General features: G+C 67.1%; 19 protein-coding genes and 5 tRNA genes. 7 read left to right on the top strand and 17 right to left on the bottom strand.

The window, feature by feature from the left end; genetic code table 11:
* Positions 1-6: 6 nt before the first annotated feature.
* Positions 7-840: an outer membrane protein assembly factor BamD gene (locus tag LZ017_RS01875; RefSeq protein WP_374109869.1), complete on the top strand. Its 834-nt coding sequence runs from the start codon at positions 7-9 to the stop codon at positions 838-840.
* Here LZ017_RS01875 and LZ017_RS01870 read toward each other — a convergent pair.
* Positions 802-2,763 (bottom strand): ATP-dependent DNA helicase, encoded by a 1,962-nt coding sequence (locus tag LZ017_RS01870; RefSeq protein WP_241298693.1) that lies wholly within the window; start codon positions 2,761-2,763, stop codon positions 802-804. The two genes, LZ017_RS01875 and LZ017_RS01870, sit on opposite strands and share 39 nt — an antisense overlap.
* A 185-nt stretch (positions 2,764-2,948) precedes the next feature.
* Positions 2,949-3,152 (bottom strand): YdcH family protein, encoded by a 204-nt coding sequence (locus LZ017_RS01865; protein WP_241298350.1) that lies wholly within the window; start codon positions 3,150-3,152, stop codon positions 2,949-2,951.
* 62 nt (positions 3,153-3,214) lie between these two features.
* On the opposite strand from LZ017_RS01865, the gene LZ017_RS01860 reads away from it, so the two are divergent.
* Positions 3,215-3,979: a PP2C family serine/threonine-protein phosphatase gene (locus LZ017_RS01860; protein WP_241298349.1), complete on the top strand. Its 765-nt coding sequence runs from the start codon at positions 3,215-3,217 to the stop codon at positions 3,977-3,979.
* Between the two features lie 6 nt (positions 3,980-3,985).
* Here the strand turns inward: LZ017_RS01860 and LZ017_RS01855 are convergent, their stop codons facing one another.
* The 5 genes from LZ017_RS01855 to LZ017_RS01835 form a co-directional block, all read right to left on the bottom strand.
* Positions 3,986-4,606, bottom strand: coding sequence for a hypothetical protein (locus LZ017_RS01855; protein ID WP_241298348.1), 621 nt, complete (start codon positions 4,604-4,606; stop codon positions 3,986-3,988).
* Between the two features lie 23 nt (positions 4,607-4,629).
* Entirely contained in the window at positions 4,630-5,730 is a 1,101-nt protein-coding gene (zapE, locus tag LZ017_RS01850) for a cell division protein ZapE (RefSeq protein ID WP_241298347.1), read from the bottom strand.
* A 79-nt stretch (positions 5,731-5,809) separates the two neighbouring features.
* Positions 5,810-7,240, bottom strand: coding sequence for a dihydrolipoyl dehydrogenase (gene lpdA / locus LZ017_RS01845; RefSeq protein WP_241298346.1), 1,431 nt, complete (start codon positions 7,238-7,240; stop codon positions 5,810-5,812).
* Between the two features lie 158 nt (positions 7,241-7,398).
* Positions 7,399-8,658 carry a 2-oxoglutarate dehydrogenase complex dihydrolipoyllysine-residue succinyltransferase gene (odhB, locus tag LZ017_RS01840; protein ID WP_241298345.1) on the bottom strand — a complete coding sequence of 420 codons (1,260 nt, stop codon included), beginning with the start codon at positions 8,656-8,658 and terminating at the stop codon, positions 7,399-7,401.
* Between the two features lie 111 nt (positions 8,659-8,769).
* Positions 8,770-11,628: a 2-oxoglutarate dehydrogenase E1 component gene (locus tag LZ017_RS01835; RefSeq protein WP_241298344.1), complete on the bottom strand. Its 2,859-nt coding sequence runs from the start codon at positions 11,626-11,628 to the stop codon at positions 8,770-8,772.
* 417 nt (positions 11,629-12,045) lie between these two features.
* On the opposite strand from LZ017_RS01835, the gene LZ017_RS01830 reads away from it, so the two are divergent.
* From LZ017_RS01830 to LZ017_RS01815, 4 genes are all read left to right on the top strand, one after another.
* Positions 12,046-12,888: a 2OG-Fe(II) oxygenase family protein gene (locus LZ017_RS01830; RefSeq protein WP_241298343.1), complete on the top strand. Its 843-nt coding sequence runs from the start codon at positions 12,046-12,048 to the stop codon at positions 12,886-12,888.
* A gap of 30 nt (positions 12,889-12,918) precedes the next feature.
* A complete protein-coding gene (locus tag LZ017_RS01825) occupies positions 12,919-13,266 on the top strand; it encodes a hypothetical protein (RefSeq protein ID WP_241298342.1) in 348 nt (115 codons plus the stop codon).
* A 58-nt stretch (positions 13,267-13,324) separates the two neighbouring features.
* On the top strand, positions 13,325-14,911 hold the full coding sequence (locus LZ017_RS01820) for an ABC transporter substrate-binding protein (protein ID WP_241298341.1): 1,587 nt from the start codon (positions 13,325-13,327) through the stop codon (positions 14,909-14,911).
* A gap of 94 nt (positions 14,912-15,005) precedes the next feature.
* Positions 15,006-16,586 (top strand): ABC transporter substrate-binding protein, encoded by a 1,581-nt coding sequence (locus tag LZ017_RS01815; RefSeq protein ID WP_241298340.1) that lies wholly within the window; start codon positions 15,006-15,008, stop codon positions 16,584-16,586.
* Positions 16,587-16,635: 49 nt separating this feature from the next.
* Here the strand turns inward: LZ017_RS01815 and LZ017_RS01810 are convergent, their stop codons facing one another.
* From LZ017_RS01810 to LZ017_RS01795, 4 genes are all read right to left on the bottom strand, one after another.
* On the bottom strand, positions 16,636-17,592 hold the full coding sequence (locus LZ017_RS01810; RefSeq protein WP_241298339.1) for a nitronate monooxygenase family protein: 957 nt from the start codon (positions 17,590-17,592) through the stop codon (positions 16,636-16,638).
* A gap of 34 nt (positions 17,593-17,626) precedes the next feature.
* Positions 17,627-19,420: an acyl-CoA dehydrogenase gene (locus LZ017_RS01805; RefSeq protein ID WP_241298338.1), complete on the bottom strand. Its 1,794-nt coding sequence runs from the start codon at positions 19,418-19,420 to the stop codon at positions 17,627-17,629.
* A 90-nt stretch (positions 19,421-19,510) separates the two neighbouring features.
* Positions 19,511-20,443 carry an electron transfer flavoprotein subunit alpha/FixB family protein gene (locus LZ017_RS01800; protein ID WP_241298337.1) on the bottom strand — a complete coding sequence of 311 codons (933 nt, stop codon included), beginning with the start codon at positions 20,441-20,443 and terminating at the stop codon, positions 19,511-19,513.
* 41 nt (positions 20,444-20,484) lie between these two features.
* Entirely contained in the window at positions 20,485-21,234 is a 750-nt protein-coding gene (locus LZ017_RS01795) for an electron transfer flavoprotein subunit beta/FixA family protein (RefSeq protein ID WP_241298336.1), read from the bottom strand.
* A gap of 167 nt (positions 21,235-21,401) precedes the next feature.
* On the opposite strand from LZ017_RS01795, the gene murI reads away from it, so the two are divergent.
* The gene (gene murI / locus LZ017_RS01790; protein ID WP_241298335.1) at positions 21,402-22,217 is read left to right on the top strand and encodes a glutamate racemase; all 816 of its coding nucleotides are present in this window, start codon (positions 21,402-21,404) and stop codon (positions 22,215-22,217) included.
* Positions 22,218-22,248: 31 nt separating this feature from the next.
* On the opposite strand, the gene LZ017_RS01785 is transcribed toward murI, so the two are convergent.
* The 6 genes from LZ017_RS01785 to lon all read right to left on the bottom strand — a co-directional run bounded on the left by LZ017_RS01785 (position 22,249) and on the right by lon (position 25,504).
* Positions 22,249-22,336: transfer RNA gene (locus tag LZ017_RS01785), tRNA-Leu, on the bottom strand.
* A 145-nt stretch (positions 22,337-22,481) separates the two neighbouring features.
* Positions 22,482-22,557: transfer RNA gene (locus LZ017_RS01780), tRNA-Gly, on the bottom strand.
* 46 nt (positions 22,558-22,603) lie between these two features.
* A tRNA-Gly gene (locus tag LZ017_RS01775) sits at positions 22,604-22,679 on the bottom strand.
* Between the two features lie 8 nt (positions 22,680-22,687).
* Positions 22,688-22,761: transfer RNA gene (locus tag LZ017_RS01770), tRNA-Cys, on the bottom strand.
* Positions 22,762-22,873: 112 nt separating this feature from the next.
* A tRNA-Gly gene (locus LZ017_RS01765) sits at positions 22,874-22,949 on the bottom strand.
* A 134-nt stretch (positions 22,950-23,083) separates the two neighbouring features.
* The gene (gene lon, locus LZ017_RS01760; RefSeq protein WP_241298334.1) at positions 23,084-25,504 is read right to left on the bottom strand and encodes an endopeptidase La; all 2,421 of its coding nucleotides are present in this window, start codon (positions 25,502-25,504) and stop codon (positions 23,084-23,086) included.
* Positions 25,505-25,607 lie beyond the last annotated feature (103 nt).

Genomic DNA, 25,607 nt, shown 5'->3' with positions numbered 1-25,607 from the left:
CGCGTGATGCCTGACCGTCCGATGCCCCCCCGCAGCGGGGCCGCGCGGGCCCTGCTCTCGACCACCGCGATGGCCATGGCCCTGGTGCTGGCGGCATGCTCCTCGGCGCCCAAGGACGATCCGAACTCGCAGGCCAGCCTGGAGAAATTGTATGCAGAGGCCAAGGACGACCTGTCCTCCGGCAGCTACGACCGCGCGATCAAGACCCTGGAGCGCATCGAAGGCCGCGCCGCCGGCACGGTGCTGGCCCAGCAGGCCACGCTGGATCTGGCCTGGGCTCAGTTCAAGAGCGGCGAGCGCGCGCAGGCGGTCACCACGCTGGATCGCTTCATCAAGCTCAACCCCTCCAGCCCGGCGCTGGACTACGCGATCTACATGAAGGGCGTGGTCAACTTCAACGATGACCTCGGCCTGTTCGGCCGCATCACGCGCCAGGACATCAATGAACGCGACCAGCAGGCCTCGCGTGACGCGCTCCAGGCCTTCCGCCAGTTGGTGGAGCAATTCCCGCAGTCCAAGTACGCCGAGGATGCGCGCGTGCGCATCGACTACATCACCAACAGCCTCGCGGCCTACGAGGTGCATGTGGCGCGCTACTACTACAACCGCGGCGCCTACCTGGCCGCGGCCAATCGCGCCCAGCAGGCGATCAACGAATTCCAGCGTGCCCCGATCGCCGAGGACGCGCTGAACATCATGATCAACAGCTACGACAAGCTGGGCCTGCCCGAGCTGCGCGACGACGCCCGCCGCGTGCTCAAGGCCAGCTTCCCGAACAGCGAGTTCCTCGCCGACGGCGCGCTACGAAAGGCCAAAAAACCCTGGTGGCAGGTTTGGTAAGCCGCGCTCGCTGAGCCCTCCCTGCCCGGCCGGCCCCGTTCCCACGCGGCCGGCTTTTTCACGCGCGTCGCGCAGCGCGGCCAGCCAGTCCAGCGCCTCCTCCTCGTGCATCAGCGGCGTCATCGGCGGCAGCGACTGGCGCAGCCGGCGGCCGTAGTTCATGCCGGCCAGGCGCGAATCGCAGACCACCAGCAGGCCCTTGTCCAACTCCGTGCGGATCAGCCGGCCGGCGCCCTGCTTCAGAGCGATCGCCGCCTCGGCGATGAAGTACTCGGCAAAGGCGTTGCGCCCCTCGGCCTCCAGCCGCGCCACGCGCGCCTCCACCAGCGGGTCGTTGGGCGGCGGGAAGGGCAGCTTGTCGATCAGCACGCATTGCAGGTCGTCGCCGGGCACGTCGATGCCTTCCCAGAAGCTGGCCGACCCCACCAGCACCGCCGCCGGGTCTTGCACGAACTGCTGCAGCAACTGGCGCTTGGGCGCACTGCCCTGCACCAGCACGCGCAGGGCGTCGCCCTGGCTGTCGAAGTCCTCGCGCAGCGCCTCGCCGATGGCCTGCAGCGCCCGCAGCGTGGTGGTGAGCACGAAGCAGCGCCCGCCGAGCTCGCGTGCGCAGCGCGCCGCCAGCAGCGCCACCTGCTGCGCGTGAGCGGGCTCGCCGGGCTTGGGGAAGCGGCGCGGCACATAGAGCCGCGCATGCGCCGCGTAGTCGAAGGGACTGCCCACGCGCAGCGTGCGCGCGTCGGCCAGCCCCGCGGGCTCCGTGAACCAGCGCAGCTGCTCGTCCTCGCCCAGCGTCGCGGAGGTGAAGACCCAGGCGCGCGGTCCGCGCTCCAGCTGTTCGTGCATCGCGTCGCGGATGTCCAGCGGGGATTCGACCAGGCGCACCTGGTGCTGGCCCAGGTCGATCCAGCGCACCGCATCCGCTTCGGCCGGCTGCGAGAAGCGGCGCGCCAGCTCGCCCAGCGCGACGGCGCGCTCGTGCAGACGCTGGAAGTCCGGCCCCATCTCCAGCACCGCCTCCAACGCATGCTCCGCGGCATCCGCCGCGCAGGCCAGATCGGCCAATGACTCGGCGAACGCGGCACGGCCGGCCCGCTCTTGCCAGCGCAGCTTGATCAGTCCGCGCGGCTGCAGGCTGTCCGCGCAAGCGAGGCGCAGCGTCCGCGCCGCCGCCTCCAGCCCGCCGGCCAAGTCCTGCCATTCCTGCAGGCCACGCGCCTGCGCCAGCCCCTGCGCGAGCAGGTCTCGCGCGAGGTCGAAGACCTGGGCGCTGCCCAGCACCCGGCCGAGGAAGTTCAGCCCCGCCTCGGCCAACTGGTGCGCCTCGTCGAAGACCGCCAGGTCCACGCTGGGCAGCAGCTCCGCCACGCCGGAGTCGCGCAGCACCAGGTCGGCGAAGAACAGATGGTGGTTGACCACCACCAGATCCGCCTCCAGCGCCTCGCGCCGCGCCTTGACCACATGGCAGTTGCGATAAGACGGGCAGTCGGTGCCCAGGCAGTTGTCGCGCGTGGAGCTGACGATCGGAATGACCGGCGAGCGCTCGTCCAGTCCGTCCAGCTCGGCGAAGTCGCCGCTGCGAGTCTCCAGCGCCCAGCGCTCGATGCGCGCCAGCTGCGCGATCGCGCGCCGGTCCGGCAGCGAGGCCGTCTGCCGCGCGTGTTCCAGCCGATGCAGGCACAGATAGCTGCTGCGGCCCTTGAGCAGCGCGATGCGCAGCGGCATCGCGAACGCCTGCAGCAGGCGCGGCAGGTCGCGCAGGAAGAGCTGGTCCTGCAAGCTCTTGGTCGCGGTGCTGATCAGCGCACGCGTGCCCGACAGCAGAGCCGGCACCAGGTATGCGAATGTCTTGCCAACGCCGGTGCCCGCCTCCACGACCAGCGCCTCGCGTTCAGCAATCGCACGCGCGACCGCCATCGCCATCTGCAGCTGGGGTTCGCGCGGGGCATAGCCGGGATCGCAACGGGACAGCGGCCCCCCGGTGTCAAAGGCGGCACGCACCGATTGTTCGAGCTCGGACAGCACGGGCACCCGCTCGTCGTCCCACGCGCTGTGGGCCCGGGCCTGCGGGCTGGCGGCGGACGCGTCGTCCTGAGAGGAGGAATCGCTCAAGCGGGCTCGTCCGGGCTGCAGGCCATCTCCAGGCGCGCGATCTCGTCGCGCAGCGCCAGGCGCTGCTTCTTCAGCCGGCGCATGCACAGTTCGTCGGGCTGGGGCTGTCCGGCCAGGGTGTCGATCTGCTCGTCCAGCTCGGCATGCGCGATGCGCAGCTCGATCAGCCGGCGTGCGGGAGAGTGCAGTTGCTGATCCATGAACGAGGGGGAGACGGCCTGGCTGCCATCGAATCGACCTGATGGACGATTATAGTTTTGGGATGACCCGCAACCCCATCGGCTTTCGACTCAGCGCCGCCACCGGCATTCACCGCGGCGACCGCGCCTATCAGCAGGACCAGGTGCAGATCATCGGCCATGCGCGCGTGCCCGGCTGCCTGCTGGGCCTGGTGGCCGATGGCATGGGGGGCAAGAGCGGCGGCCGCAAGGCCGCGGACCAGGTGCTGCTGACCGCGCAGCAGCTTTTCGAGCGCTACGTGCCCGGCGAGGAGGACGCGGCCGAGCTGCTGCGCCAACTGGTGTCCGAGGCGCACCTGATGATCCGCCTGACGGCGATCTCCGCGGAGGAGGAACCGCACAGCACGCTGGCCGCCTACCTGGTGCAGGGGCGGCGCTGCCACTGGATCCACTCGGGCGATTCGCGCATCTACCATTTCCGCGGCCCGCGCATGCTCACGCGCACGCTGGACCAGAGCTACGTGCAACGCCTGGTCGACGAGGGCGAGCTGACCGAGCAGGAGGCGCTGGTGCACCCGCAGTCCAACCTGCTGACCGGCTGCCTGGGCACGGTGCAGGAGCCCACGCCCGTCGAGTCGACCATCGAGGGGCTGGAGATCGGCGACAGCCTGCTCGCCTGCAGCGACGGGCTGTGGCACTACTTCACACCGGCCGAGCTGGGCACGGTGCTGCACAGCCTGGCCCCCCGCGAGGCGGCGGAGTTGCTGATCAACAAGGCGCGTCAGCGCGCCAAGGGCGGCGGCGACAACCTGTCGCTGGCCATCGTCCGGATCGACCCCATCGAGTAAGCGCCCTCAGCGCGGCGCCGACGCCACCGGCAGCGGCAGGCTGGCGGCGGGCGCTTTCTGCTGGGCGCGCTCGCGCTGGCGCTGCTCCACCGCCTCCTTGTGCGCGCGCGCATCGGCCTGGCGCTTTTGCAGTGCCTCGCGGCGCTGGCGAGCCTCCAGCACCGACTGCTTTTGCTCGCGCGCTGCTTTCTGCTCATGCGCTGCTTCGCGCGCGGCGCGCGCCGCGGCATCGGGCGCGGGCACGGTCGGCCGCGGCGCATGGCGCCGCGCGGCGCTCGCCGCGGGCGCGACCAGCGCGGCCGCATTGCGTTCGCCCTGCTCCCGCGTGGCCTCGGCCTGCTTGGCCTCGACGCGGCGCTGGTGTTCGGCGGCACGCTGCTCGCGCTCGCGCGCGGCACGCTCGCGGCGCGCCTGTTCCAGTGGCTTGAGTGCCTGGGCGCGCTGGGCCTTGGCCTGACGCTCGCAGCTGAACACGTCGATGCGCTCCGCGCAGACCTGCATCTGCTCCTGGAAGCGCTGTTCGATGCGGGCGCGCTGAGCCTGGTCCTCCTCGGCACTGCCGGCCAGCGCCGGCAGCGTCAGCACAACGCCCAGCATCAGCGACCAGGGTTTGACAACGGGCTTCATGGCTCTCCTCCGCCGCTGCGGGCTCAGGTCAGGGACGTGTCCACGTCGCGGCGCTGCAAGGCCAGGTACTCCTGGGATTGCATTTCCTGCAGGCGCGAGACTGTGCGCGGAAATTCGTGGGCCAGCGGCCCTTCGGTGTACAGCTGCTCGGGTGGCACGGCAGCGGAGATGATCAGCTTGACACGGCGGTCGTAGAGCACGTCGACCAGCCAGGTGAAGCGCCGCGCCTCGCTGGCCAGGCGCACCGGCATCTCCGGCACGCCGGAGAGGATCAGGGTGTGGAATTGGGCAGCCAGCTCCAGGTAGTCGTTCTGCGAGCGCGGGCCGCCGCACAGGGTCTGGAAGTCGAACCACACGACGCCGCCGGCACGGCGCCGCGCGCGGATCTCGCGGTGCTCAATGTGCAGCAACGGATCCTCGTCGCGCGCCTCGGCGAGTGCCTCGAAGGCGTGGACCAGCGCAGCATCGGCCTTGTCGTCCAGCGGGCAGTGGTACAGCTCCACATGGGCCAGCGAGCGCTGCCGGTAGTCCATGCCATTGTCGACGTTGATGATCTCCATCTTCTCCTTCAACAGCTCAATGGCCGGCAGGATGCGGTCGCGGTGCAGGCCGCCCGGATAGAGGCCGTCGGGATGAAAGTTGGAGGTGGTGACGATGGAGACGCGGTGCTTGAAGAGTGAGTCCAGCAGGCGGTGCAGGATCATCGCGTCGGTCACGTCGGCAACGTGGAATTCGTCGAAGCAGATCAGCCGGAAGCGCTTGGCGATGCGCTTGCCCAGCTCCTCCAGCGGGTCGGCGATGCCCTTCAGGTCCTGCAGTTCGCGGTGCACCTCGCGCATGAACTCGTGGAAGTGCAGACGCGTCTTGCGCGTCAGCGGCACGGCCTGGAAGAAGCAATCCATCAAGAAACTCTTGCCTCGCCCCACCCCGCCGTACATGTAGACGCCGCGCGGCAGCGGCGGGCGCACCAGCAGCTTGGTCACCGCGTTGGAGCGCCGCGCCTTGTAGTCGGCCCATTCGTCCTGGCAGCGCTGCAGCGCGGCAATGGCGCGCAGCTGCGCGGGATCGGCGCTGTAGCCGCGCTCGGCGAGGGTCTGGTGGTAGAGCTCGGTGACGGAGGCCATGGTGCAGGGATCAAGACAAAGGGGCGACCGAAGCCGCCCCTTGATTGTGAACGCGACGGAGCCAGCGGCCCCGGCGGGCTCAGAAGTTGAGCGTGCGCTTGTCGACCGCCAGCGCGGCTTCCTTGGTCGCTTCGCTCAGGCTGGGGTGGGCGTGGCAGATGCGCGCGATGTCCTCGGCCGAGGCCTTGAACTCCATCGCCACCACCGCCTCGGAGATCAGCTCCGACGCGAAGGGGCCGATGATGTGCACACCCAGGATTTCGTCGGTCTTGGCGTCGGCCAGGAACTTGACGAAGCCGGTCGTGTCACCCAGCGCGCGGGCGCGGCCGTTGGCCAGGAAGGGGAACTGCCCCGCCTTGTAGGCCACGCCTTCGGCCTTGAGCTGCTGCTCGGTCTTGCCCACCCAGGCGATCTCCGGGCTGGTGTAGATGACCCAGGGGATGGTGTTGAAGTTGACATGCCCATGCTGGCCGGCGATGCGCTCGGCCACGGCCACGCCCTCTTCCTCGGCCTTGTGCGCCAGCATCGGACCGCGAACCACGTCGCCCACCGCCCAGACATTGGGCAGGCTGGTCTTGCAGTCGCCGTCGACGACGATCGCGCCGCGCTCGTCCAGCTTCAGACCCACGGCCTCGGCGTTCAGGCCGATGGTGTTGGGCACGCGGCCGATGGACACGATCAGCTTGTCGAACTCGACCGTCTGCTCGGCGCCCTTGGCATCGGCATAGCGCACGCTGACGCTGTCCTTGCCCTTCTTCACCTCGGCGATCTTCACGCCCAGCTGGATGTCCAGGCCCTGCTTCTTGAAGACCTTGGCGGCTTCCTTGGCGACCGACTCGTCGGCCGCGCCGAGGAAGGCCGGCATGGCTTCGAGGATGGTGACCTCCGCCCCCAGGCGCCGCCACACCGACCCCATCTCCAGGCCGATGACGCCCGAGCCGATCACGCCCAGCTTCTTGGGCACGGCGGGGATGCGCAGCGCGCCGTCGTTGGAGAGGATCAGCGCCTCGTCGAACTCCGCGCCAGGCAGCTGGCGGGCGTTGGAACCGGTGGCGATGACCACATGCTTGGCCTGCAGCGTCTCGGTGGCGGCGCCGGCCACGGCGATCTCATAGCCGCCGTCCTTGGCCGCCACGAAGGAGCCGCGGCCGTGGAAGAAGCTGACCTTGTTCTTCTTGAACAGGTAGAGGATGCCGTCGTTGTTCTGCTTCACGACGCTGTCCTTGCGGCCCACCATCTTGGCCACGTCCATCTTCAGGTCCGACAGCGTGATGCCATGGTCGCCGAAGTGGTGTGCCGCCTGCTCGAAGTGTTCGCTGGACTGCAGCAGAGCCTTGGACGGAATGCAGCCGACGTTGGTGCAGGTGCCGCCCGGTGCCGGGCCGCCCTTGTCGTTCTTCCACTCGTCGATACAGGCCGTGTTGAAGCCCAGCTGCGCGGCGCGGATCGCCGCGATGTAGCCGCCGGGGCCGCCGCCGATCACGACGACGTCAAAGTTCTTGGTACTCATGTGTATTCCTTGTCGCAGCAGGCCCCGGTGCTCCGAGGCGTCAGCGGGATACCCGGCCAGACGCGGGGGCCGGGGACGCGCAGCGCCGCGGCGCTACCTGAGGATTCCCCGGCCGGGCCCCGCGGCGACGCCAGGCGTCCGCGCGATGACCCAGGTTGTCAGATGTCGAACAGCAGGCGAGCCGGATCTTCCAGCGCTTCCTTCATCGCCACCAGGCCCAGCACGGCTTCGCGGCCGTCGATGATGCGGTGGTCATAAGACATCGCCAGGTAGTTGATCGGACGCACCACGACCTGACCGTTCTCCACCACGGCACGGTCCTTGGTGGCGTGCACGCCCAGGATGGCCGACTGCGGCGGGTTGATGATCGGGGTCGACAGCATGGAACCAAAGGTGCCGCCGTTGGAGATGGAGAAGGTACCGCCGCTCAGTTCCTCGATCGACAGCTTGCCGTCCTTGGCCTTCTGGCCGAAGGAGGCGATGGTCTTCTCGATCTCGGCGAAGCTCAGCTGATCAGCGTTACGGATGATGGGCACCACCAGGCCGCGGGGCGAGCCGACGGCGATGCCGATGTCGAAGTAGCCGTGGTAGACGATGTCGTTGCCGTCCACCGAGGCGTTCAGCACCGGGAACTTCTTCAGCGCATGCACCGCGGCCTTCACGAAGAAGCTCATGAAGCCCAGCTTGACGCCATGCTCCTTCTCGAACTTCTCCTGGAACTTCTTGCGCATCTCCATCACCGGAGCCATGTTGACCTCGTTGAAGGTGGTCAGGATGGCATTGGTGGCCTGGGACTGCAGCAGACGCTCGGCGACGCGGGCACGCAGACGGCTCATGGGCACGCGCTGCTCGGGGCGATCGCCCAGGTTCTGCGCCACGGGGGCGGCGACGGCAGGCAGCGGCTTGGCCACGGCGGGCGCCGCGGGCACGGCGACCGGGGCCGCCACGGCGGCCGGCTTGGCGCCGCCTTCCAGCGCGCCCAGCACATCACCCTTGGTCACGCGGCCGTCCTTGCCGGTACCGGCCACGGAGCCGGCGGGCAGGTTGTTGTCGGCCATCAGCTTGGCGGCCGCGGGCATCGCGACGCCGGACTTGTCGGCACCCGACACGGCTGCAGCGGCCGCGGGCGCGGCGGCAGCCGTGGGCGCAGCGGCCGGAGCGGCGGCACCGGCCTTGCCTTCGGTGTCGATCTGCGCGATGACCTGGTCGGACACCACGGTGCCGCCATTGCCCACCACATGGGCAGCCAGCACGCCGGCGGCCGGCGCCGGCACTTCCAGCACGACCTTGTCGGTCTCGATTTCGATCAGGATTTCGTCGATTGCAACCGCCTCGCCGGGCTGCTTCTTCCACTGCAGCAGCGTGGCCTCAGCCACCGACTCGGACAGTTGGGGAACCTTGACTTCTACGATAGCCATGATGTTTTTCTCTCTCGGTTTGGGTCAACCGGAGCTTCGCGCCTGCCAGGCGCCCCCGCTCGTGGCGGGGTGCACCTGGTGTGATTGCGGCGCGCAAGCGTCCGCAATCACTTACTTGGTCAGAACAAAGCCCTTGAGCTTGGCGAAGGCCTGGTCCAGCAGCGCCTTCTGTTGCTCCTGGTGCAGGTGCGCGTAGCCGACGGCCGGCGAAGCCGAGGCCGGGCGGCCGGCGAAGCCCAGCTTCTGGCCGTCCTGCATGTTCTCGTGGATGTAGTGCTGCACGAAGAACCAGGCGCCCTGGTTCTGCGGCTCGTCCTGGCACCACACGATGTCCGCGAGATTGGGGTACTTCTTGAGTTCCGCGGCAAAGGCCTTGTGCGGGAAGGGATAGAGCTGCTCGACGCGGATGACCGCCACGTCGTGCGCCTTCTTCTCCTCGCGCTTCTTGACCAGGTCGTAGTAGACCTTGCCCGAGCAGGCGATCACGCGCTTGACCTTGCTGGCGTCGATCTCGGCGTTGAGTTCGCCGATCACGGTACGGAACTCGCCCTTGGTGAACTCGGTCACCGGCGAGGTCGCATCCTTGTTCCGCAGCAGCGACTTCGGGGTCATGATGACCAGCGGCTTGCGGAACATGCGCAGCTGCTGACGACGCAGCAGATGGAAGATCTGCGAGGCCGTGGTCGGCTGCACCACCTGCATGTTGTTGTCCGCGGACAGTTGCATGAAGCGCTCCAGACGCGCCGAGCTGTGCTCGGGGCCCTGGCCTTCGTAGCCGTGCGGCAGCATCAGCGTCAGGCCGTTGGCACGGCCCCACTTCACTTCGCCGGAGGCGATGAACTGGTCGATCACGACCTGGGCACCGTTGACGAAGTCGCCGAACTGGCCTTCCCAGATGGTCAGCGTGACCGGATCCGCGCTGGCATAGCCGTATTCGAAGCCCAGCACCGCCTCTTCCGACAGGATGGAGTCGATGACGACGAACGGGGCCTGGTTCTCGGCCACGTTCTGCAGCGGGATGTAGGTGCCCTCGTCGAACTTCTCGCGGTTCTGGTCGTGCAGCACGGCGTGGCGGTGCACGAAGGTACCGCGGCCGCAGTCTTCGCCGGACAGGCGCACCGGATAGCCCGAGGCCACCAGCGACGCGAAGGCCATGTGCTCGCCCATGCCCCAGTCGACGTTGATCTCGCCACGGCCCATCGCGGCGCGGTCGGCGATCACCTTCTCGACCAGCGGATGCACCTTGACATTGGCGGGGATGGTCGTGATGCGCTCGGCCAGGCGCTTCCACTCGGCAACCGGCAGCGCGGTGTCGCAGCTGTCGGTCCACTTCTTGCCGAGATACGGCGTCCAGTCGGTGGCGTACTTGCTCTTGAAGTTGGTCAGCACCGGGTCAACGGTGTGGCGGCCCTCGTCCATCGCGGCGCGGAAGGCCTTGACCATCTCGTCCGGGCCCTCGGCCGGCAGCACGCCCTGGGCCACCAGCTTTTCGCCGTAGAGCTTGCGCGTGCCGGGGTGCTTGGCGATGGTCTTGTACATCAGCGGCTGGGTCAGCGCCGGCGTGTCCTGCTCGTTGTGGCCCAGCTTGCGGAAGCAGACGATGTCGACGACCACGTCCTTCTTGAACTGCTGGCGGTATTCCAGGGCCAGCTGGGTGCACAGCACCACGGCCTCGGGATCGTCGCCATTCACGTGCAGCACCGGCGCCTCGATCATCTTGACCACGTCGGAGCAGTACAGCGTCGAGCGGGTGTCGCGCGGATCGCTGGTCGTGAAGCCGATCTGGTTGTTGATGACGATGTGCAGCGTGCCGCCGGTGTAGTAGCCGCGCGTCTGCGCCAGCGCCAGCGTCTCCATCACGACGCCCTGGCCGGCAAAGGCCGCGTCGCCGTGCACCAGCACCGGCAGCACCTGGTCGCCGGTCTTGTCGCCGCGACGGTCCAGACGGGCCTTGACCGAGCCCTCCACCACCGGGTTGACGATTTCCAGGTGGGAGGGGTTGAAGGCCAGGCTCAGGTGAACCGGGCCGCCGGCGGTCGACACGTCGCTGGAGAAGCCTTGGTGGTATTTCACGTCACCGGCGGGCAGGTCTTCCGGCGCGGTGTGCTCAAACTCGGCGAACAAGTCCTTGGGCATCTTGCCCAGGGTGTTGACCAGCACGTTCAGGCGGCCGCGATGGGCCATGCCGATCACGATCTCCTGCACGCCCTTGGCACCGGCGGTCTGCACCGCCTCGTCCATGGAGGCGATGAAGCTCTCGCCGCCTTCCAGCGAGAAACGCTTCTGGCCCACGTACTTGGTGTGCAGGTAGCGCTCCAGGCCTTCGGCCGCGGTGAGGCGATCCAGGATGTGCTTCTTCTTGTCGGCGCTGAAGCTGGGCTTGGAGCGGATGGACTCCAGGCGCTCCTGCCACCAGCGCTTCTCGGTCGGATCGGTGATGTGCATGAACTCCGCACCGATCGAGCCGCAATAGGTTTCACGCAAGGCCTGCACGATTTCGCGCAGGGTCATGGACTCGGCCTTGGTGAAGTAGGTGTTGGTGGCGCTGAAGGTGATGTCCATGTCGGCCTCGGTCAGGCCATAGGACGCGGGCTCCAGCTCGGGGATCTTGGGGCGCTCGGTGCGCTTGAGCGGATCCAGGTCGGCCCAACGCGAGCCGAGGAAGCGATAGGCCGCGATCAGCGACTGGACATGGACCTGCTTGCCGGCAACGGCCAGCTCGGCGCTGGAGACCTTGTTGCCGAAGGCGTTGGACTTGGCCCGTTGAGCGAAGGATTCGATGACGGGCGCATGGGCCACATCGCGTTTGTCGCTGCCATCGACGGCAGGAACATGTTGCAGCGCGTCGAAATACGCCCGCCAGTTGTCAGGCACGGAGCCCGGGTTGTCGAGGTAGGCCTCATACATTTCCTCGACATAGGGCGCGTTGCCCCCGAACAGGTACGAATTCGACCTGTATTGCTGCATCATCTTCGCTCACCTCCGCCTCGGTTTCCAAGGCAATCGGCTGGTTGATAAACCTTCCGCGACACGGCTTGACCGGTTGGCGGATTGCGACCCGCCTTTCACTGTTGCCAGAAAAGGGGACGGGAAGGACCTCAAGTCACAAGCGCCAGACTTTAGCACCGTTGACAGGGCCAACCAACGCCGCTGGTCGCACAGTTTTCGGCATAAATGCCTTGCGCTGGCTCAGAAGCTCTGCATTCGGCACCTCGGCGGCGCACCACAGGCCCCACCGGCAAGAGAGGCCCAACCGCCCGGACGTAGCACTTCCGGAAGGAGGTTTCGGAGAGGCAAACGTTTGGCGTCTGACAATGCTTCACTTAGACTTGCCGCGCGTCCTGCCCCGCTATTGAATGGCAGACGCCGGGACAGCCAGGAGATCCCATGCAAGTCCGAGTCGTCGACTACCGTGCCGCCGATGCCGCCGAACAGTTCACCCGCTCCCTGCACGAAACCGGGTTCGGCGTGCTGGTCAACCACCCCATTCCGCAGAGCCTGGTGGAGAAGATCTATGCCGACTGGCTGAAGTTCTTCGACGGCCAGGACAAGCACCTGTTCGCCTTTTCCAAGGAAACGCAGGACGGCTACTTCTCCACCGAGATCTCCGAGACGGCCAAGGGCTTCACGCAGAAGGACATCAAAGAGTACTTCCACATCTACCCCTGGGGCCGCATCCCGGCGCCGCTGAAGGATGATGCGATGCGTTATTACGGCATCGCCAACACGCTGGCGGCCGAGCTGCTCTCCTGGGTGGAGGCGCACACGCCGGCCGAGATCGCCCGCGGCTATCGCGAACCGCTGTCGCGGATGATCCAGGACAGCCGCCAGACCCTGTTGCGCGTGCTGCGCTACCCCCCGCTGACGGGCCAGGAGCCGGCCGGCTCGCTGCGTGCCGCCCCGCATGGCGACATCAACCTGCTGACCATCCTGCCGGCCGCCAACGAGCCGGGGTTGCAGGTGCAAGGCAAGGACGGCCAATGGGTGGACGTGCCCTGCGACTTCGGCATGCTGATCATCAACATCGGCGACATGCTGCAGGAGGCCTCGCAGGGCTACTACCCGTCCACCATCCATCGCGTCGTGAACCCCAGCGGCGAAGGCGCGAAGAAGAGCCGCGTCTCGCTGCCGCTGTTCCTGCATCCGCGCAACGATGTCGTGCTGTCCGACCGCTACACCGCGCACAGCTACCTGGAGGAGCGACTGCGCGAACTGGGCGTCAAGACCTGACCTCGCCTCCTCCCGCGACTACAGTGCGGCATGGCCCGCGTCGTCCTGATCCAGCCCGAGGCACCGGCCAAGCCAGCGCTGGGCGAAGCCTGCAATGGCTGCGGACTCTGCTGCCTGCATGAGCCCTGCCCGGTGGGCATGCTCGTGAGCCTGAAGCGCCATGGCGCCTGCCGGGCATTGGAATGGGCGGACGGGCAGCGGCGCTACCGCTGCGGCATGCTGGACCGGCCGGCGCGTTTCCTGGGGCTGCCCGGACTCGCGGCAGGCCATGGCATCAACCGCGCGCTGGCACGATGGGCCCGCCGCATGATCGCGGCCGGCGTGGGCTGCGATGCCGAGTTGACGGTGCAACAACCCGCAACCCAGGACAAGCGATAGACCCAGGGCCGGTCGACCCGACTAGCATCGTGGGACCCCCACCCTCCGGAGTCGCGCCATGATCCCCCAGCTGCGCCGATCACTTCTCGCGCTGAGCACCTGTTTTGCGCTGGCCGCCACCCTCCCCGATGCCCGAGCGGCCACCTTGCGCTGGGCGGCCCAGAACGACGTCCTCACGCTGGACCCGCATTCGCAGGATCACACCACGACCAGCGCCATCCTGCAGCACGCCTACGAAGGGCTGACCCGCTACAACGAGGCCTTCGAGGTGGAGCCCGCGCTGGCCACCCGCTGGACCGCGATCAGTCCGACCCAGATGCGCTTCGAACTGCGCCGCGGTGTGAAGTTCCACGACGGCTCGCCCTTCACGGCCGACGACGTGATCTTCAGCTTCAACCGCATCCGCCAGCCCCAGGGCACGATGCAGATCTACGTCGCCGGCATCAAGGAGATCCGCAAGGTCGACGAGTACACGGTGGACCTGATGCTGGAGGCCCCCCAGCCCATCCTGCTGCGCAACCTGATCGACTTCCGCATCATGAGCAAGACCTGGGCCGAGAAGAACCGGGCCGCCCAGGTCCATGACTACAAGTCCAAGGAAGAGAATTACGCCTCGCGCCACGCGATGGGCACCGGGCCCTACCGCATCACCAGCTGGCAGCCCGATCAGCGGCTGACGATGGAAATTCACAAGGACTGGTGGGACAAGAACAAGGGCAACGTGACCGAGCTCAGCTACCTGCCGATCAAGTCCGAACCCACCCGCGTGGCCGCGATGATCGCCGGCGACGTGGATCTGCTGACCGACGTGCCGACCCAGGACGTCGCCAAGCTCAAGGCCGACCCCAAGCTCAAGGTCGTCGAGGGTCCGGAGACGCGCACCATCTTCTTCGCGATGGACCTGGGCAGCAACGAGCTGAAGGGGGTCAGCGTCAAGGGCAAGAACCCCTTCAAGGACATCCGCGTGCGCGAGGCGCTGAGCCTGGCCATCGACCGCGAGGCGATCCGGCGCAGCATCATGCGCTGGCAGTCCATCCCGGCCGCGCTGATGGTGGCGCCCGGCATCAACGGCCACAGCGCGGACATCGACAAGCCGCCCAAGCCCGATCCGGAGCGGGCCAAGAAGCTGCTGGCCGAAGCCGGCTATCCGCAGGGCTTTGACACGCCGCTGCACTGCCCCAACAACCGCTACGTCAACGACGAGGAGATCTGCCTGGCCGTCGTTTCCATGTGGTCCAAGATCGGCATCCATGCGCGGCTGGTGGCACAGCCGATGTCGCAGCACAGCCAGCTGTTCCAGCGCTTCGAATCGCCGCTGTTCATGCTGGGCTGGGGCGTGTCCACGCGCGATGCGCTGTACATGCTGCAGGCCCTGGCGCACACGCGCGGCAGTGGCGGCGACGGCAGCTTCAATTTCTCCAAGGTCAGCGATCCGGCGCTGGACAAGCTGATCGACGCGAGCAAGAGCGAGACCGACACGCCCAAGCGCGACGCGCTGCTGCGCGAGGCGCTGCTGCGGGTGCGCGACCAGCACCTGTTCATTCCGCTGCACCACCAGATGCGCCCCTGGGCGCTGAGAACCAACGTCGAGACCCCGCACCGTTCCAACGACCGTCCCGAGGCCCGTTTCACGACGATCAAGTAGACCTCACAGCGCGCGGCCTCCGGGCAATCGCCGAGGCCGGCCAGGCCGCCTCGCCGCTAGCATCCCCGAACCGACAACTGCAGGGAGAGCTAGCTTGAGGACCCCCACTTTGAAATTCGCGACGCTGGTCGTCGCCCTGGGCCTGGCCGCCGCTCAGGCCAGCGCCGCGACGCTGCGCTGGGCCGCGCAGAACGACGTGCTGACCTTGGATCCGCATTCGCAGAACCACAGCACGACCAACGCGCTGCTGCAGCATGCCTATGAGGGCCTGACCCGCTACGACAAAAGCTACCAGGTGGAGCCCGCGCTGGCCACCAAGTGGACCTACATCAGCCCGACACAGGTGCGCTTCGAGCTGCGCAAGGGCGTGAAGTTCCACGATGGCACGCCCTTCACGGCCGACGATGTCGTGTTCTCCTTCGGCCGCATCCGCCAGCCCAACGGCACCATGCACCCCTTCGTCGCCGGCATCACCGAAGTGAAGAAGGTGGACAGCCACACGGTGGACTTCATGCTCGCCGCGCCCAACCCCATCCTGCTGCGCATCGTGGTGGACTTCCGCATCATGAGCAAGGCCTGGGCCGAGAAGAACAAGGCCACCAACCTGCCCGACGTTAAGGCCAAGGAGGAGACTGTCGCGACGCGCAGCGCCAACGGCACCGGCCCCTACCGCATCACCGGCTGGCAGCCGGACCAGCGCGTCAGCCTGGTGCAGAACAAGGATTGGTGGGATGCCAAGAACGCGAGCAATGTCAGCGAGCTGATCTATTCGCCGATCAAGTCCGACCCCACGCGCGTCGCCGCCCTGCTGTCCGGCGACGTGGACCTTCTGTCCGACATCCCGACCCAGGACGTCGCCCGGCTGCGCAGCGACCCCAAGCTGCAGGTGCTGGAGGGCAACGAGGTACGCACCATCTTCATCGGCATGGACCAGGGCAGCGAGCAGATCAAGGGGGCCAGCGTCCAGGGCAAGAACCCGTTCAAGGACCGGCGCGTGCGCGAGGCCCTGTCCATCGCGATCGACCGCGAGGCGATCAAGCGCGCCACCATGCGCGGGCTCTCGGTGCCCGCGGGCATCATGGTCGCCCCGGGCGTCAACGGCAACACGCCGGACATCGACGTCGCGCCCAAGGCCGATCCGGAACGCGCCAAGAAGCTGCTCGCGGAGGCCGGCTACCCCAACGGCTTTGAGGTGCCGCTGGCCTGTCCGAACAACCGCTATGTGAACGACGAGGAGATCTGCCTCGCCGTGGTGTCCATGTGGAGCAAGGTGGGCATCAAGGCCCGGCTGCAGGCCGAGCAGTTCTCCATCTACAGCCCCAAGCTGCAGGCCTTCGAGTACCCGCTGTTTCTGTACGGCTGGGGCGTGCCAACCTACGACGCGCTCTACACCATGCAGGCGCTGGCACGCACGCGCACCGGCGGCGCCGACGGCAGCGGCAACTACTTCCGCATCAGCGATGCGAAGCTGGACCAGATCATCGACGCGGCCAAGGTCGAGGGCGACGTGACCAAGCGCAACGCGCTGCTGCGCGAGGGCCTGCTGCGCATGCGCGACGAGGTGCTGTTCATCCCCCTCCACCACCAGGTGCGTCCCTGGGCGATGAAGAAGAACGTCAGCACCGTGCACCGCTCGGACGACCGCCCCGAGGGGCGGTTCACCACGGTGAAGTAACCGCCGCGCTCAACCGGCCTCGCCCGTCGCGGCGAGGCCGGCAGGAGGCTCAGGCCGCCAGCGCGAGGCGCTGGCGCGCGGCCTGGTATTCGCGCTTGAAGCGCTCGATCAGCTCGCCCGCGGGCTGCACCTTGTCGATCGCGCCTATGCCCTGGCCGCTGCCCCAGATGTCCTTCCAGGCCTTGGCCGCGCCGCCGCCGAAGTTCATCTGGCTGGGATCGCTGACCGGCAGGTTCTCCGGATCCAGCCCCGCCTTGACGATGGACCCCTTCAGGTAGTTGCCATGCACGCCGGTGAAGAGATTGCTGTAGACGATGTCGTCGCTGTCGCTGTCGACGATCATCTGCTTGTAGTCGTCCGGCGCGCGTGCCTCCTCGGTCGCGATGAAGGCCGAGCCGATGTAGGCCAGGTCCGCGCCCATGGCCTGCGCCGCGAGGATGGCGTCGCCGCTGGCCATGGAGCCCGACAGCGCCAGCGGGCCGTGGAACCACTGGCGGATCTCCTGCACCAGCGCAAAGGGGCTCTTCACGCCGGCATGGCCGCCCGCGCCCGCGGCGACCGCGATCAGCCCGTCCGCGCCCTTCTCGATCGCCTTGTGCGCGAAGCGGTTGTTGATCACGTCGTGCAGCACGATGCCGCCCCAGCCGTGCACGGCCGCGTTGACGTCCTCGCGCGCGCCCAGCGAGGTGATCACGATGGGCACCTTGTACTTGGCGCACAGCGCCATGTCGTGCTCCAGCCGGTCATTGCTCTTGTGCACGATCTGATTGATCGCGAACGGCGCGGCCGGCGCCTCGGGATGCGCGCGGTCGTGAGCGGCCAGCGCCTCGGTGATCTCGGCCAGCCACTCGTCCAGCAGCTCGGCCGGACGGGCGTTGAGCGCGGGCATGGAGCCGACGATGCCGGCCTTGCACTGCGCGATCACGAGCTTGGGGTTGCTGATGATGAACAGCGGCGAGCCGATCACCGGCAGGCGCAGGGTGTTGAACAACGGGGGAAGTGCCACGTGTTGTCTCCTTGTTGGCGGGGCACAGGGCCGGTCAGAACGCGTCCATCGGCAGCGCCATCACGCTGTCGGCGCCATTGACGACGGCGTCGCGCAGCGCGACGGTGCGCGGCAGGATGTGTTCGGCGTAAAAGCGCGCGGTGCTGATCTTGGCCTGCATGAACTCGGTGTCCTCGCCGGCCGCCAGCAGTTGCTGCGCCGCCAGCAGCGAGCGCGCCAGCTGCCAGCCCGCGACCAGGTTGCCGGCCAGCATCAGGTAGGGCACGGAACCGGCGAACGCGGCATTGGGCTGCGCCTTGCCGCTCTTGGCGATGAAGTCCACCACCTCGACGAAGGCCGCGCGCGCGCGCGCCAGCTGGGTGCGCACGGCTTGCGCGGCGGCACTGCCGTCCTGCGCCAGCGCGCCTTCGGTTTCCTCGATCTGCGCGGCCACGCTGCGCGCGAAGGCGCCGCCGTCGCGCACCGTCTTGCGACCGACCAGGTCGTTGGCCTGGATGGCGGTCGTGCCCTCGTAGATGGGCAGGATGCGCGCGTCGCGGTAGTACTGCGCTGCACCGGTCTCCTCGATGAAGCCCATGCCCCCATGCACCTGCACGCCCAGCGAGCTGACCTCCAGGCTCATCTCGGTGCTGTAGCCCTTGACCAGCGGCACCAGGAACTCGTAGAAGGCCTGCGCCTGCTTGCGCGTGTCGGCATCGGCGTGGTGATGCGCGATGTCGTAGGCCGCGGCGGCGTCGATCGCCATCGCGCGACAGCCCTCGACCAGCGCGCGCTGCGTCATCAGCATGCGGCGCACGTCGGGGTGGTGGATGATGGTGGCCGGGCCGGCCACCGACCCGTCCACGGGGCGCGACTGCACGCGCTCGCGGGCATAGGCCACGGCCTTCTGGTAAGCGCGATCGGCAACCGCGATGCCCTGCACGCCGACGCCGAAGCGCGCGGCGTTCATCATGATGAACATGTATTCCAGGCCGCGGTTCTCTTCGCCGATCAGCGTGCCGATCGCGCCGCCGTGGTCGCCGAACTGCAGCACCGCGGTCGGGCTGGCCTTGATGCCCAGCTTGTGCTCGATGGAGACGCAATGCGCGTCGTTGCGCGCGCCCAGCGAGCCGTCGGCATTGACCAGGAACTTGGGCACCAGGAACAGGCTGATGCCCTTCACGCCCTCTGGCGCGCCCGGCACGCGAGCCAGCACCAGATGGGCGATGTTCTCGGCCATGTCGTGCTCGCCATAGGTGATGAAGATCTTGGTGCCGAAGACCTTGTAGGTGCCGTCGCCCTGCGGCTCGGCGCGGGTGCGCACCAGCGCCAGATCCGAACCTGCCTGCGGCTCGGTCAGGTTCATGGTGCCGGTCCATTCACCCGAGATCAGCTTGGGGATGTACAGCGACTTCTGCTCATCGCTGCCCGCCACCAGCAAGGCCTCGATCGCGCCGTCGGTCAGCAGCGGGCACAGCGCGAAGCTGACATTGGCCGCGTTGACGATCTCGCCGCAGGCCGCGCCTATGGTTTTGGGCAGGCCCTGTCCGCCATAGGCCTCGGGATGCTGCAGGCCCTGCCAGCCGCCTTCGACGTACTGACGGAAAGCCTCCTTGAAGCCCGGCGTCGTGAAGACCTGGCCGTCTTTCCAGTACGAGGGGTTCTTGTCGCCTTCCCAGTTCAGCGGGGCGATCACGTCCTCGTTGAGCTTGGCGGCTTCTTCCAGCACCGCCTGCGCGGTATCCAGCCCATGGTCGGCGAACGCGGGAATCTGGTCCGCCAGGGTCTGCAGGCCAGCCAGGGCCTGCATGTCGAACAACATGTCCTTGATCGGGGCGCGGTACGTCATGCTTGTCTCCAGGGATGAAGAAAGGGGCGCCGCGTGTGCTGCCGGCGCCCCTTGTTTGAGCGGTCGTGCCCGCGACGGGGCACGGGTGCATCAGAGGCTGTTGACCAGTTCCGGCACAGCGGTGAACAGGTCGGCCTCAAGGCCGTAGTCGGCGACCGAGAAGATCGGGGCCTCGGGATCCTTGTTGATCGCGACGATCACCTTGGAGTCCTTCATGCCGGCCAGATGCTGGATCGCGCCGGAGATGCCCGCGGCGATGTACAGCTGCGGGGCGACGATCTTGCCAGTCTGGCCCACCTGCCAGTCGTTGGGCGCGTAACCCGCGTCCACGGCGGCGCGCGAAGCGCCCAGCGCGGCACCCAGCTTGTCGGCCAGCGGCGTCAGGACCTCGTTGAACTTGTCGCTGGAGCCCAGGGCGCGGCCACCGGAAACGATGATCTTCGCGGCGGTCAGCTCGGGGCGGTCGCTCTTCGTGACCTCGCGGCCGACGAAGCTGCTCTTGCCACTGTCGGCGGCGGCGGCGGCGGTCTCGACCGAGGCGCTGCCCCCGGTGCTGGCGGCCGCGTCAAAGCCGGTCGTGCGCACGGTGATCACCTTGACCGCGTCGGCGGACTGCACGGTGGCGATCGCGTTGCCAGCGTAGATGGGACGTTCGAAGGTATCGGCGCTCAGCACCTTGGTGACGTCGCTGAGCTGGGCCACATCCAGCAGCGCCGCCACGCGCGGCGCCACGTTCTTGCCCGACGCGGTGGCGGGGAACAGGAGGTGGCTGTAGCCGCCGGCGACGGCGATCACCTGGGCAGCCAGGTTTTCGGCCAGGCCCTCGGCCAGCTGCGCGGCGTCGGCATGCAGCACCTTGGTGACGCCGGCAATCTGCGCGGCGGCGGCAGCGGCGGCGGCGGCGTTGTGGCCGGCCACCAGCACATGGACCTCGCCCCCAGCGGCGGCGGCCGCGGTGACGGTGTTCAGCGTGGCGCCCTTGATGGAGGCGTTGTCGTGTTCGGCAATGACGAGTGCGGTCATGATGGGTCGAATCTCCAGATCTTGTCGTTCCGTGCTCAGGCTCAGATGACCTTCGCCTCGTTCTTCAGCTTGGACACCAGCGTGGCGACGTCGGGCACCTTGATGCCGGCGCTGCGCTTGGGCGGCTCCTCGACCTTCAGCGTCTTGATGCGCGGCGCCACGTCCACGCCCAGGTCGGCCGGCTTGACGGTGTCCAGCGGCTTCTTCTTGGCCTTCATGATGTTGGGCAGGGTGACATAGCGCGGCTCGTTCAGGCGCAGGTCGGTGGTGACCACGGCCGGCAGCGCCAGGCTCACGGTCTCCAGGCCACCGTCCACTTCGCGGGTCACGGCCACCTTGCCGTCGGCCACCTCGACCTTGGAGGCGAACGTGCCCTGCGGCAGGCCGGTCAGCGCGGCCAGCATCTGGCCGGTCTGGTTGCAGTCGTCGTCGATGGCCTGCTTGCCCAGAATCACCAGTTGGGGCTGCTCCTTGTCCACCAGGGCCTTCAGGATCTTGGCCACGGCCAGCGGCTGCAGCTCGGCGTCGGTCTCGACCAGGATGGCGCGGTCGGCACCGATCGCCATCGCGGTGCGCAGGGTCTCCTGGCACTGGGCCACGCCGCAGGACACGGCCACCACCTCGGTCACCACGCCTTTTTCCTTCAGGCGCACGGCTTCCTCGACCGCGATCTCGTCAAACGGATTCATGGACATCTTCACGTTCGCGATGTCCACGCCGGTGCCGTCGCTCTTCACGCGGACCTTGACGTTGTAGTCGACGACTCGTTTGACAGGAACCAATACCTTCATCGAAGCACTCCAGGACGAATTGACGTTAACGTTAATTGGATTCTACGGGTGCCGCCGAGCTCTGGACGCATGCCCCGGGCGGAGAATAGGAATAAAACGAACGATCGTTCTATTTTAGACAGAGCATGCCAGGAGTCTCCGCACCCGTCTAGACTGCTCGCCCTGATATGAGTGCATTCGCGAGACAGGACGGCGCGCGCATTGGCGTCTTCGATTCCGGCGTGGGCGGCCTGACGGTACTGCGCGCCCTTCACGAGCTGCTGCCCGAGGTCGGCCTGGACTACATCGCCGACACCGCCCATGCCCCCTATGGCGAGCGCGGCAGCGAGTTCATCGTCGAGCGCAGTCTCACCCTGGCGGGCGCCTTGATCGCCGACGGTGCGCGCTTGGTCGTCGTCGCCTGCAACACGGCGACCACGCAGGCCATCCATGCGCTGCGGCAACGCTGGCCCGACCTGCTCTTCGTCGGCGTGGAGCCCGGCATCAAGCCGGCCGTGCAACAGACGCGCAACGGTCGCATCGGCGTGATGGCCACGCGCGCCACGCTGTCCAGCGAACGCTACCGACAGCTGGTGGCCCAGCATGCCGGAGAGGCGCGCATCTTCAGCCAGCCCTGCCCCGGCTTGGCCGACCTGATCGAGACCGCCGATCTGGACAGCCCAGCCGTGCTCGAACGCATCGCGCAGAGCTGCGCGCCGCTGAGCGAGGCCGGCGTGGATACCGTGCTGCTGGGATGCACGCACTACCCACTGGTCCAAGCGCACATCCAGGCGCGGCTAGGCGAACACGTCCAGTTGCTCAACATCGAATCGGCGGTGGCGCGCCAAGCCGCGCGGCTGTGGCGCCACTGGCGCGAGGCCCATCCGGAAGAAGGTGTGGCACAAGGCATACAGCTGGCAAGCACTGGCGACCCGCTACCGCTGCAGCGGCTGGCACGCGAGGCCTTAGGCTGGCCGCTGGAGGCGCGCCAGCGCAAGCTTTAAGCATGATGCTGGCACTTGATGCAGCAGCCGCTGGTGCCCGGGACGGGACTCGAACCCGTACGCCTTTTTAGGGCGGCGGATTTTAAGTCCGCTGTGTCTACCGATTTCACCACCCGGGCGGTGGTCGGCGCGCTGGGGCGCCGTGCTTCCCAAAGAAGCGAATCGCGCGCATTATGGCCTTGCCCGACGCACTCGGTCGCACGGTGCGGATACCCGCTCAACGGACAAGAAAAAGGGGAAGCCAACCGGCTTCCCCTTTTGATCTGGAGCGGGAAACGAGGCTCGAACTCGCGACCTCAACCTTGGCAAGGTTGCGCTCTACCAACTGAGCTATTCCCGCATTTCTCCCGGGTTTGAATCCCCAGGAACCGGTGCGACCGGTGGATTGGAGCGGGAAACGAGGCTCGAACTCGCGACCTCAACCTTGGCAAGGTTGCGCTCTACCAACTGAGCTATTCCCGCAATGTCCTTGGAGGCGCGATCCGGAGTCGAACCGGACTGACCGGATTTGCAATCCGGGGCATAACCGCTTTGCTATCGCGCCCAGAATCTCGGACTGATTCTGCCGAACCCTTTGGTGCCGCGTCCAGCGCCTCCGGCTTCGATAAAAAAGGGAAGCCGGGGCTTCCCTTCTTCGAAATTTTTTCCTGGAAACTTGGAGCGGGAAACGAGGCTCGAACTCGCGACCTCAACCTTGGCAAGGTTGCGCTCTACCAACTGAGCTATTCCCGCATGGTGTTCCGAGGAACCGTTCTTTCGAACGTTCAGCGTTTCGGCCTTGGTGTCTCCGTCGCGCTGAAGCCGAGAGTATAGAACGAAATTATTGGGCCACGCAAGCATTTTGCATTGCGTGGCCCGCCACTCGTTCAGTGCTTCAGCGACTCGGCGTTCTCCGCCTTCACCGCAGGCTCCGCGGCGACCTTGGCCGCGGCGGCGTCCTCTTCCGCCAGCGGCTCCGGCAGCGCTTCCAGGGCAACCTCCAGCACGCGGTCGATCCAGCGTACCGGCACGATCTCCAGCTGGTTCTTCACGTTTTCCGGAATGTCTTGGAGATCCTTGACGTTCTCTTCCGGAATCATCACGGTCTTGATGCCGCCGCGGTGGGCCGCGAGCAACTTCTCCTTCAGACCGCCAATGGCCGTGACCTCGCCACGCAGCGTGATCTCGCCGGTCATCGCCACATCCGCCCGCACCGGAATGCCGGTCAGCGCCGAAACGAAGGCCGTGGTCATCGCGATGCCGGCGCTGGGACCGTCCTTGGGCGTGGCGCCATCGGGCACGTGGATGTGCACGTCACGCTTCTCGAAGAGCTCATCCTTGATACCCAGGCGGCGGGCACGGGAGCGCACCACGGTGCGCGCCGCTTCCACGGACTCTTTCATCACGTCGCCCAGCGAGCCGGTGCGGATGATGTTGCCCTTGCCCGGCATGGCCGTGGCCTCGATGGTGAGCAGATCGCCGCCCACCTCGGTCCAGGCCAGACCCACCACCTGCCCCACCTGGTTCTTCTTCTCGGCACGGCCGAAGTCGTACTTGCGCACACCCAGGAAGTCGTTCAGGTTGTCCTCGGTGACGACGACCTTGCCCTCATAACTCTTGAGCTGCAAACCCTTGACCACCTTGCGGCAGATCTTGGAGACCTCGCGCTCCAGCGAGCGCACGCCAGCCTCGCGGGTGTAGTAGCGGATCACGCCGCGGATCGCGCCTTCGGTCACCTCCAGCTCCTCGTCCTTCACGCCGTTGTTGCCGCGCTGCTTGGGCAGCAGGTAACGCTGGGCGATGTTGACCTTCTCGTCCTCGGTATAGCCAGACAGGCGGATCACTTCCATCCGGTCCAGCAGTGCCGGCGGAATGTTCAGCGAGTTGGAAGTCGCGACGAACATCACGTCGGACAGATCGAAGTCGACCTCGATGTAATGATCGGCGAAGGTGTGGTTCTGCTCCGGATCCAGCACCTCCAGCAGCGCCGAGGACGGATCACCGCGGAAGTCCATGCCCAGCTTGTCGATCTCGTCGAGCAGGAACAGCGGATTGCGCGTGCCGACCTTGGACAGGCTCTGCAACACCTTGCCCGGCATGGAGCCGATGTAGGTGCGGCGGTGGCCACGGATCTCGGCCTCGTCGCGCACGCCGCCCAGCGCCATGCGGACGAACTTGCGGCCGGTGGCGCGCGCCACCGACTGACCCAGCGAGGTCTTGCCCACGCCGGGAGGGCCGACTAGGCACAGGATGGGCGCCTTGAGCTTGTCAACGCGCTGCTGCACCGCGAGGTATTCGAGGATGCGTTCCTTGACCTTCTCCAGGCCGTAGTGGTCCTCGTTCAGCACCTCCTCGGCATTGGCCAGGTCGTGCTTGATCTTGGTCTTCTTGCTCCAGGGCAGGTTGACCAGGGTGTCGATGTAGTTGCGCACCACCGTGGCTTCGGCGGACATCGGCGACATCAGCTTGAGCTTCTTGAGTTCGGCCTCAGCCTTCTTGCGAGCCTCCTTGGGCATGCGCGCAGCCTTGATCTTCTTCTCCAGCTCCTCCATGTCGGCGCCTTCGTCGCCGTCGCCGAGCTCCTTCTGGATGGCCTTGACCTGCTCGTTCAGGTAGTACTCGCGCTGGCTCTTCTCCATCTGGCGCTTGACGCGGCCACGGATGCGCTTCTCCACCTGGAGAATGTCGACCTCGTGCTCCAGCAGGTCCAGCAGCTTCTCGAGCCGCTTGCCCACCTCGGCCAGGTCCAGCACGGCCTGCTTGGCGTCGAGCTTGAGCGGCAGGTGGGCGGCGATGGTGTCGGCCAGGCGGCCGGCATCGTCGATGCCGGCGATGGAGGTGAGGATCTCCGGCGGGATCTTCTTGTTCAGCTTGACGTACTGGTCGAACTGCTGAGTGACGGCGCGGCGCAGGGCCTCCACCTCGGGCTGTTCATCGGCCTCGGGCGGGATGGGGGTCACGACGGCGCTGAAGTGCTCCTCGCCATCGGTGATTTCCTGCGTGGTCGCGCGCTGCAGGCCTTCCACCAGGACTTTCACGGTGCCATCGGGCAGCTTGAGCATCTGCAGGATGCTGGAGACGCAGCCCATCTCGAACATGTCGTCGGGCTTGGGTTCGTCCTTGCCGGCAGCCTTCTGCGCCACCAGCATGATCTGGCGGCCGGCTTCCATGGCCGCTTCCAAGGCCTTGATGGACTTGGGCCGACCGACGAAGAGCGGGATCACCATGTGGGGGAACACAACCACGTCGCGCAGCGGCAGCAGCGGCAGCGTGATGGGTTCCGCAGGGAGGATGGGATGACCGGACATGAAAACCTCTCTTTCTCAGCCCCATCTAGGGCCTGAGCGGTCGATTACAAGTGCTGTGCCGCCAGCACAGGCACAAAGGGTGTCAGGGCGTCCACGGCAGTTC

The organism is Pelomonas sp. CA6, assembly GCF_022549225.1.
Lineage (GTDB): Bacteria > Pseudomonadota > Gammaproteobacteria > Burkholderiales > Burkholderiaceae_C > Roseateles.
The sequence above is the reverse complement of the archived record's forward strand: the minus strand, read 5'-3'. Positions and strand labels throughout refer to the sequence as shown.

Excerpts from the sequence above, each read along its gene's own strand:
- LZ017_RS01800 (WP_241298337.1), bottom strand. The coding sequence starts at position 20,443 with ATGACCGCACTCGTCATTGCCGAACACGACAACGCCTCCATCAAGGGC.
- odhB (WP_241298345.1), bottom strand. The coding sequence starts at position 8,658 with ATGGCTATCGTAGAAGTCAAGGTTCCCCAACTGTCCGAGTCGGTGGCT.
- LZ017_RS01875 (WP_374109869.1), top strand. The coding sequence starts at position 7 with ATGCCTGACCGTCCGATGCCCCCCCGCAGCGGGGCCGCGCGGGCCCTG.
- lon (WP_241298334.1), bottom strand. The coding sequence starts at position 25,504 with ATGTCCGGTCATCCCATCCTCCCTGCGGAACCCATCACGCTGCCGCTG.
- LZ017_RS01855 (WP_241298348.1), bottom strand. The coding sequence starts at position 4,606 with ATGAAGCCCGTTGTCAAACCCTGGTCGCTGATGCTGGGCGTTGTGCTG.
- LZ017_RS01870 (WP_241298693.1), bottom strand. The coding sequence starts at position 2,763 with ATGGCGATGGCGGTCGCGCGTGCGATTGCTGAACGCGAGGCGCTGGTC.
- LZ017_RS01835 (WP_241298344.1), bottom strand. The coding sequence starts at position 11,628 with ATGATGCAGCAATACAGGTCGAATTCGTACCTGTTCGGGGGCAACGCG.
- lpdA (WP_241298346.1), bottom strand. The coding sequence starts at position 7,240 with ATGAGTACCAAGAACTTTGACGTCGTCGTGATCGGCGGCGGCCCCGGC.
- murI (WP_241298335.1), top strand. The coding sequence starts at position 21,402 with ATGAGTGCATTCGCGAGACAGGACGGCGCGCGCATTGGCGTCTTCGAT.
- LZ017_RS01795 (WP_241298336.1), bottom strand. The coding sequence starts at position 21,234 with ATGAAGGTATTGGTTCCTGTCAAACGAGTCGTCGACTACAACGTCAAG.
- LZ017_RS01860 (WP_241298349.1), top strand. The coding sequence starts at position 3,215 with ATGACCCGCAACCCCATCGGCTTTCGACTCAGCGCCGCCACCGGCATT.
- LZ017_RS01805 (WP_241298338.1), bottom strand. The coding sequence starts at position 19,420 with ATGACGTACCGCGCCCCGATCAAGGACATGTTGTTCGACATGCAGGCC.
- LZ017_RS01820 (WP_241298341.1), top strand. The coding sequence starts at position 13,325 with ATGATCCCCCAGCTGCGCCGATCACTTCTCGCGCTGAGCACCTGTTTT.
- zapE (WP_241298347.1), bottom strand. The coding sequence starts at position 5,730 with ATGGCCTCCGTCACCGAGCTCTACCACCAGACCCTCGCCGAGCGCGGC.
- LZ017_RS01830 (WP_241298343.1), top strand. The coding sequence starts at position 12,046 with ATGCAAGTCCGAGTCGTCGACTACCGTGCCGCCGATGCCGCCGAACAG.
- LZ017_RS01865 (WP_241298350.1), bottom strand. The coding sequence starts at position 3,152 with ATGGATCAGCAACTGCACTCTCCCGCACGCCGGCTGATCGAGCTGCGC.
- LZ017_RS01825 (WP_241298342.1), top strand. The coding sequence starts at position 12,919 with ATGGCCCGCGTCGTCCTGATCCAGCCCGAGGCACCGGCCAAGCCAGCG.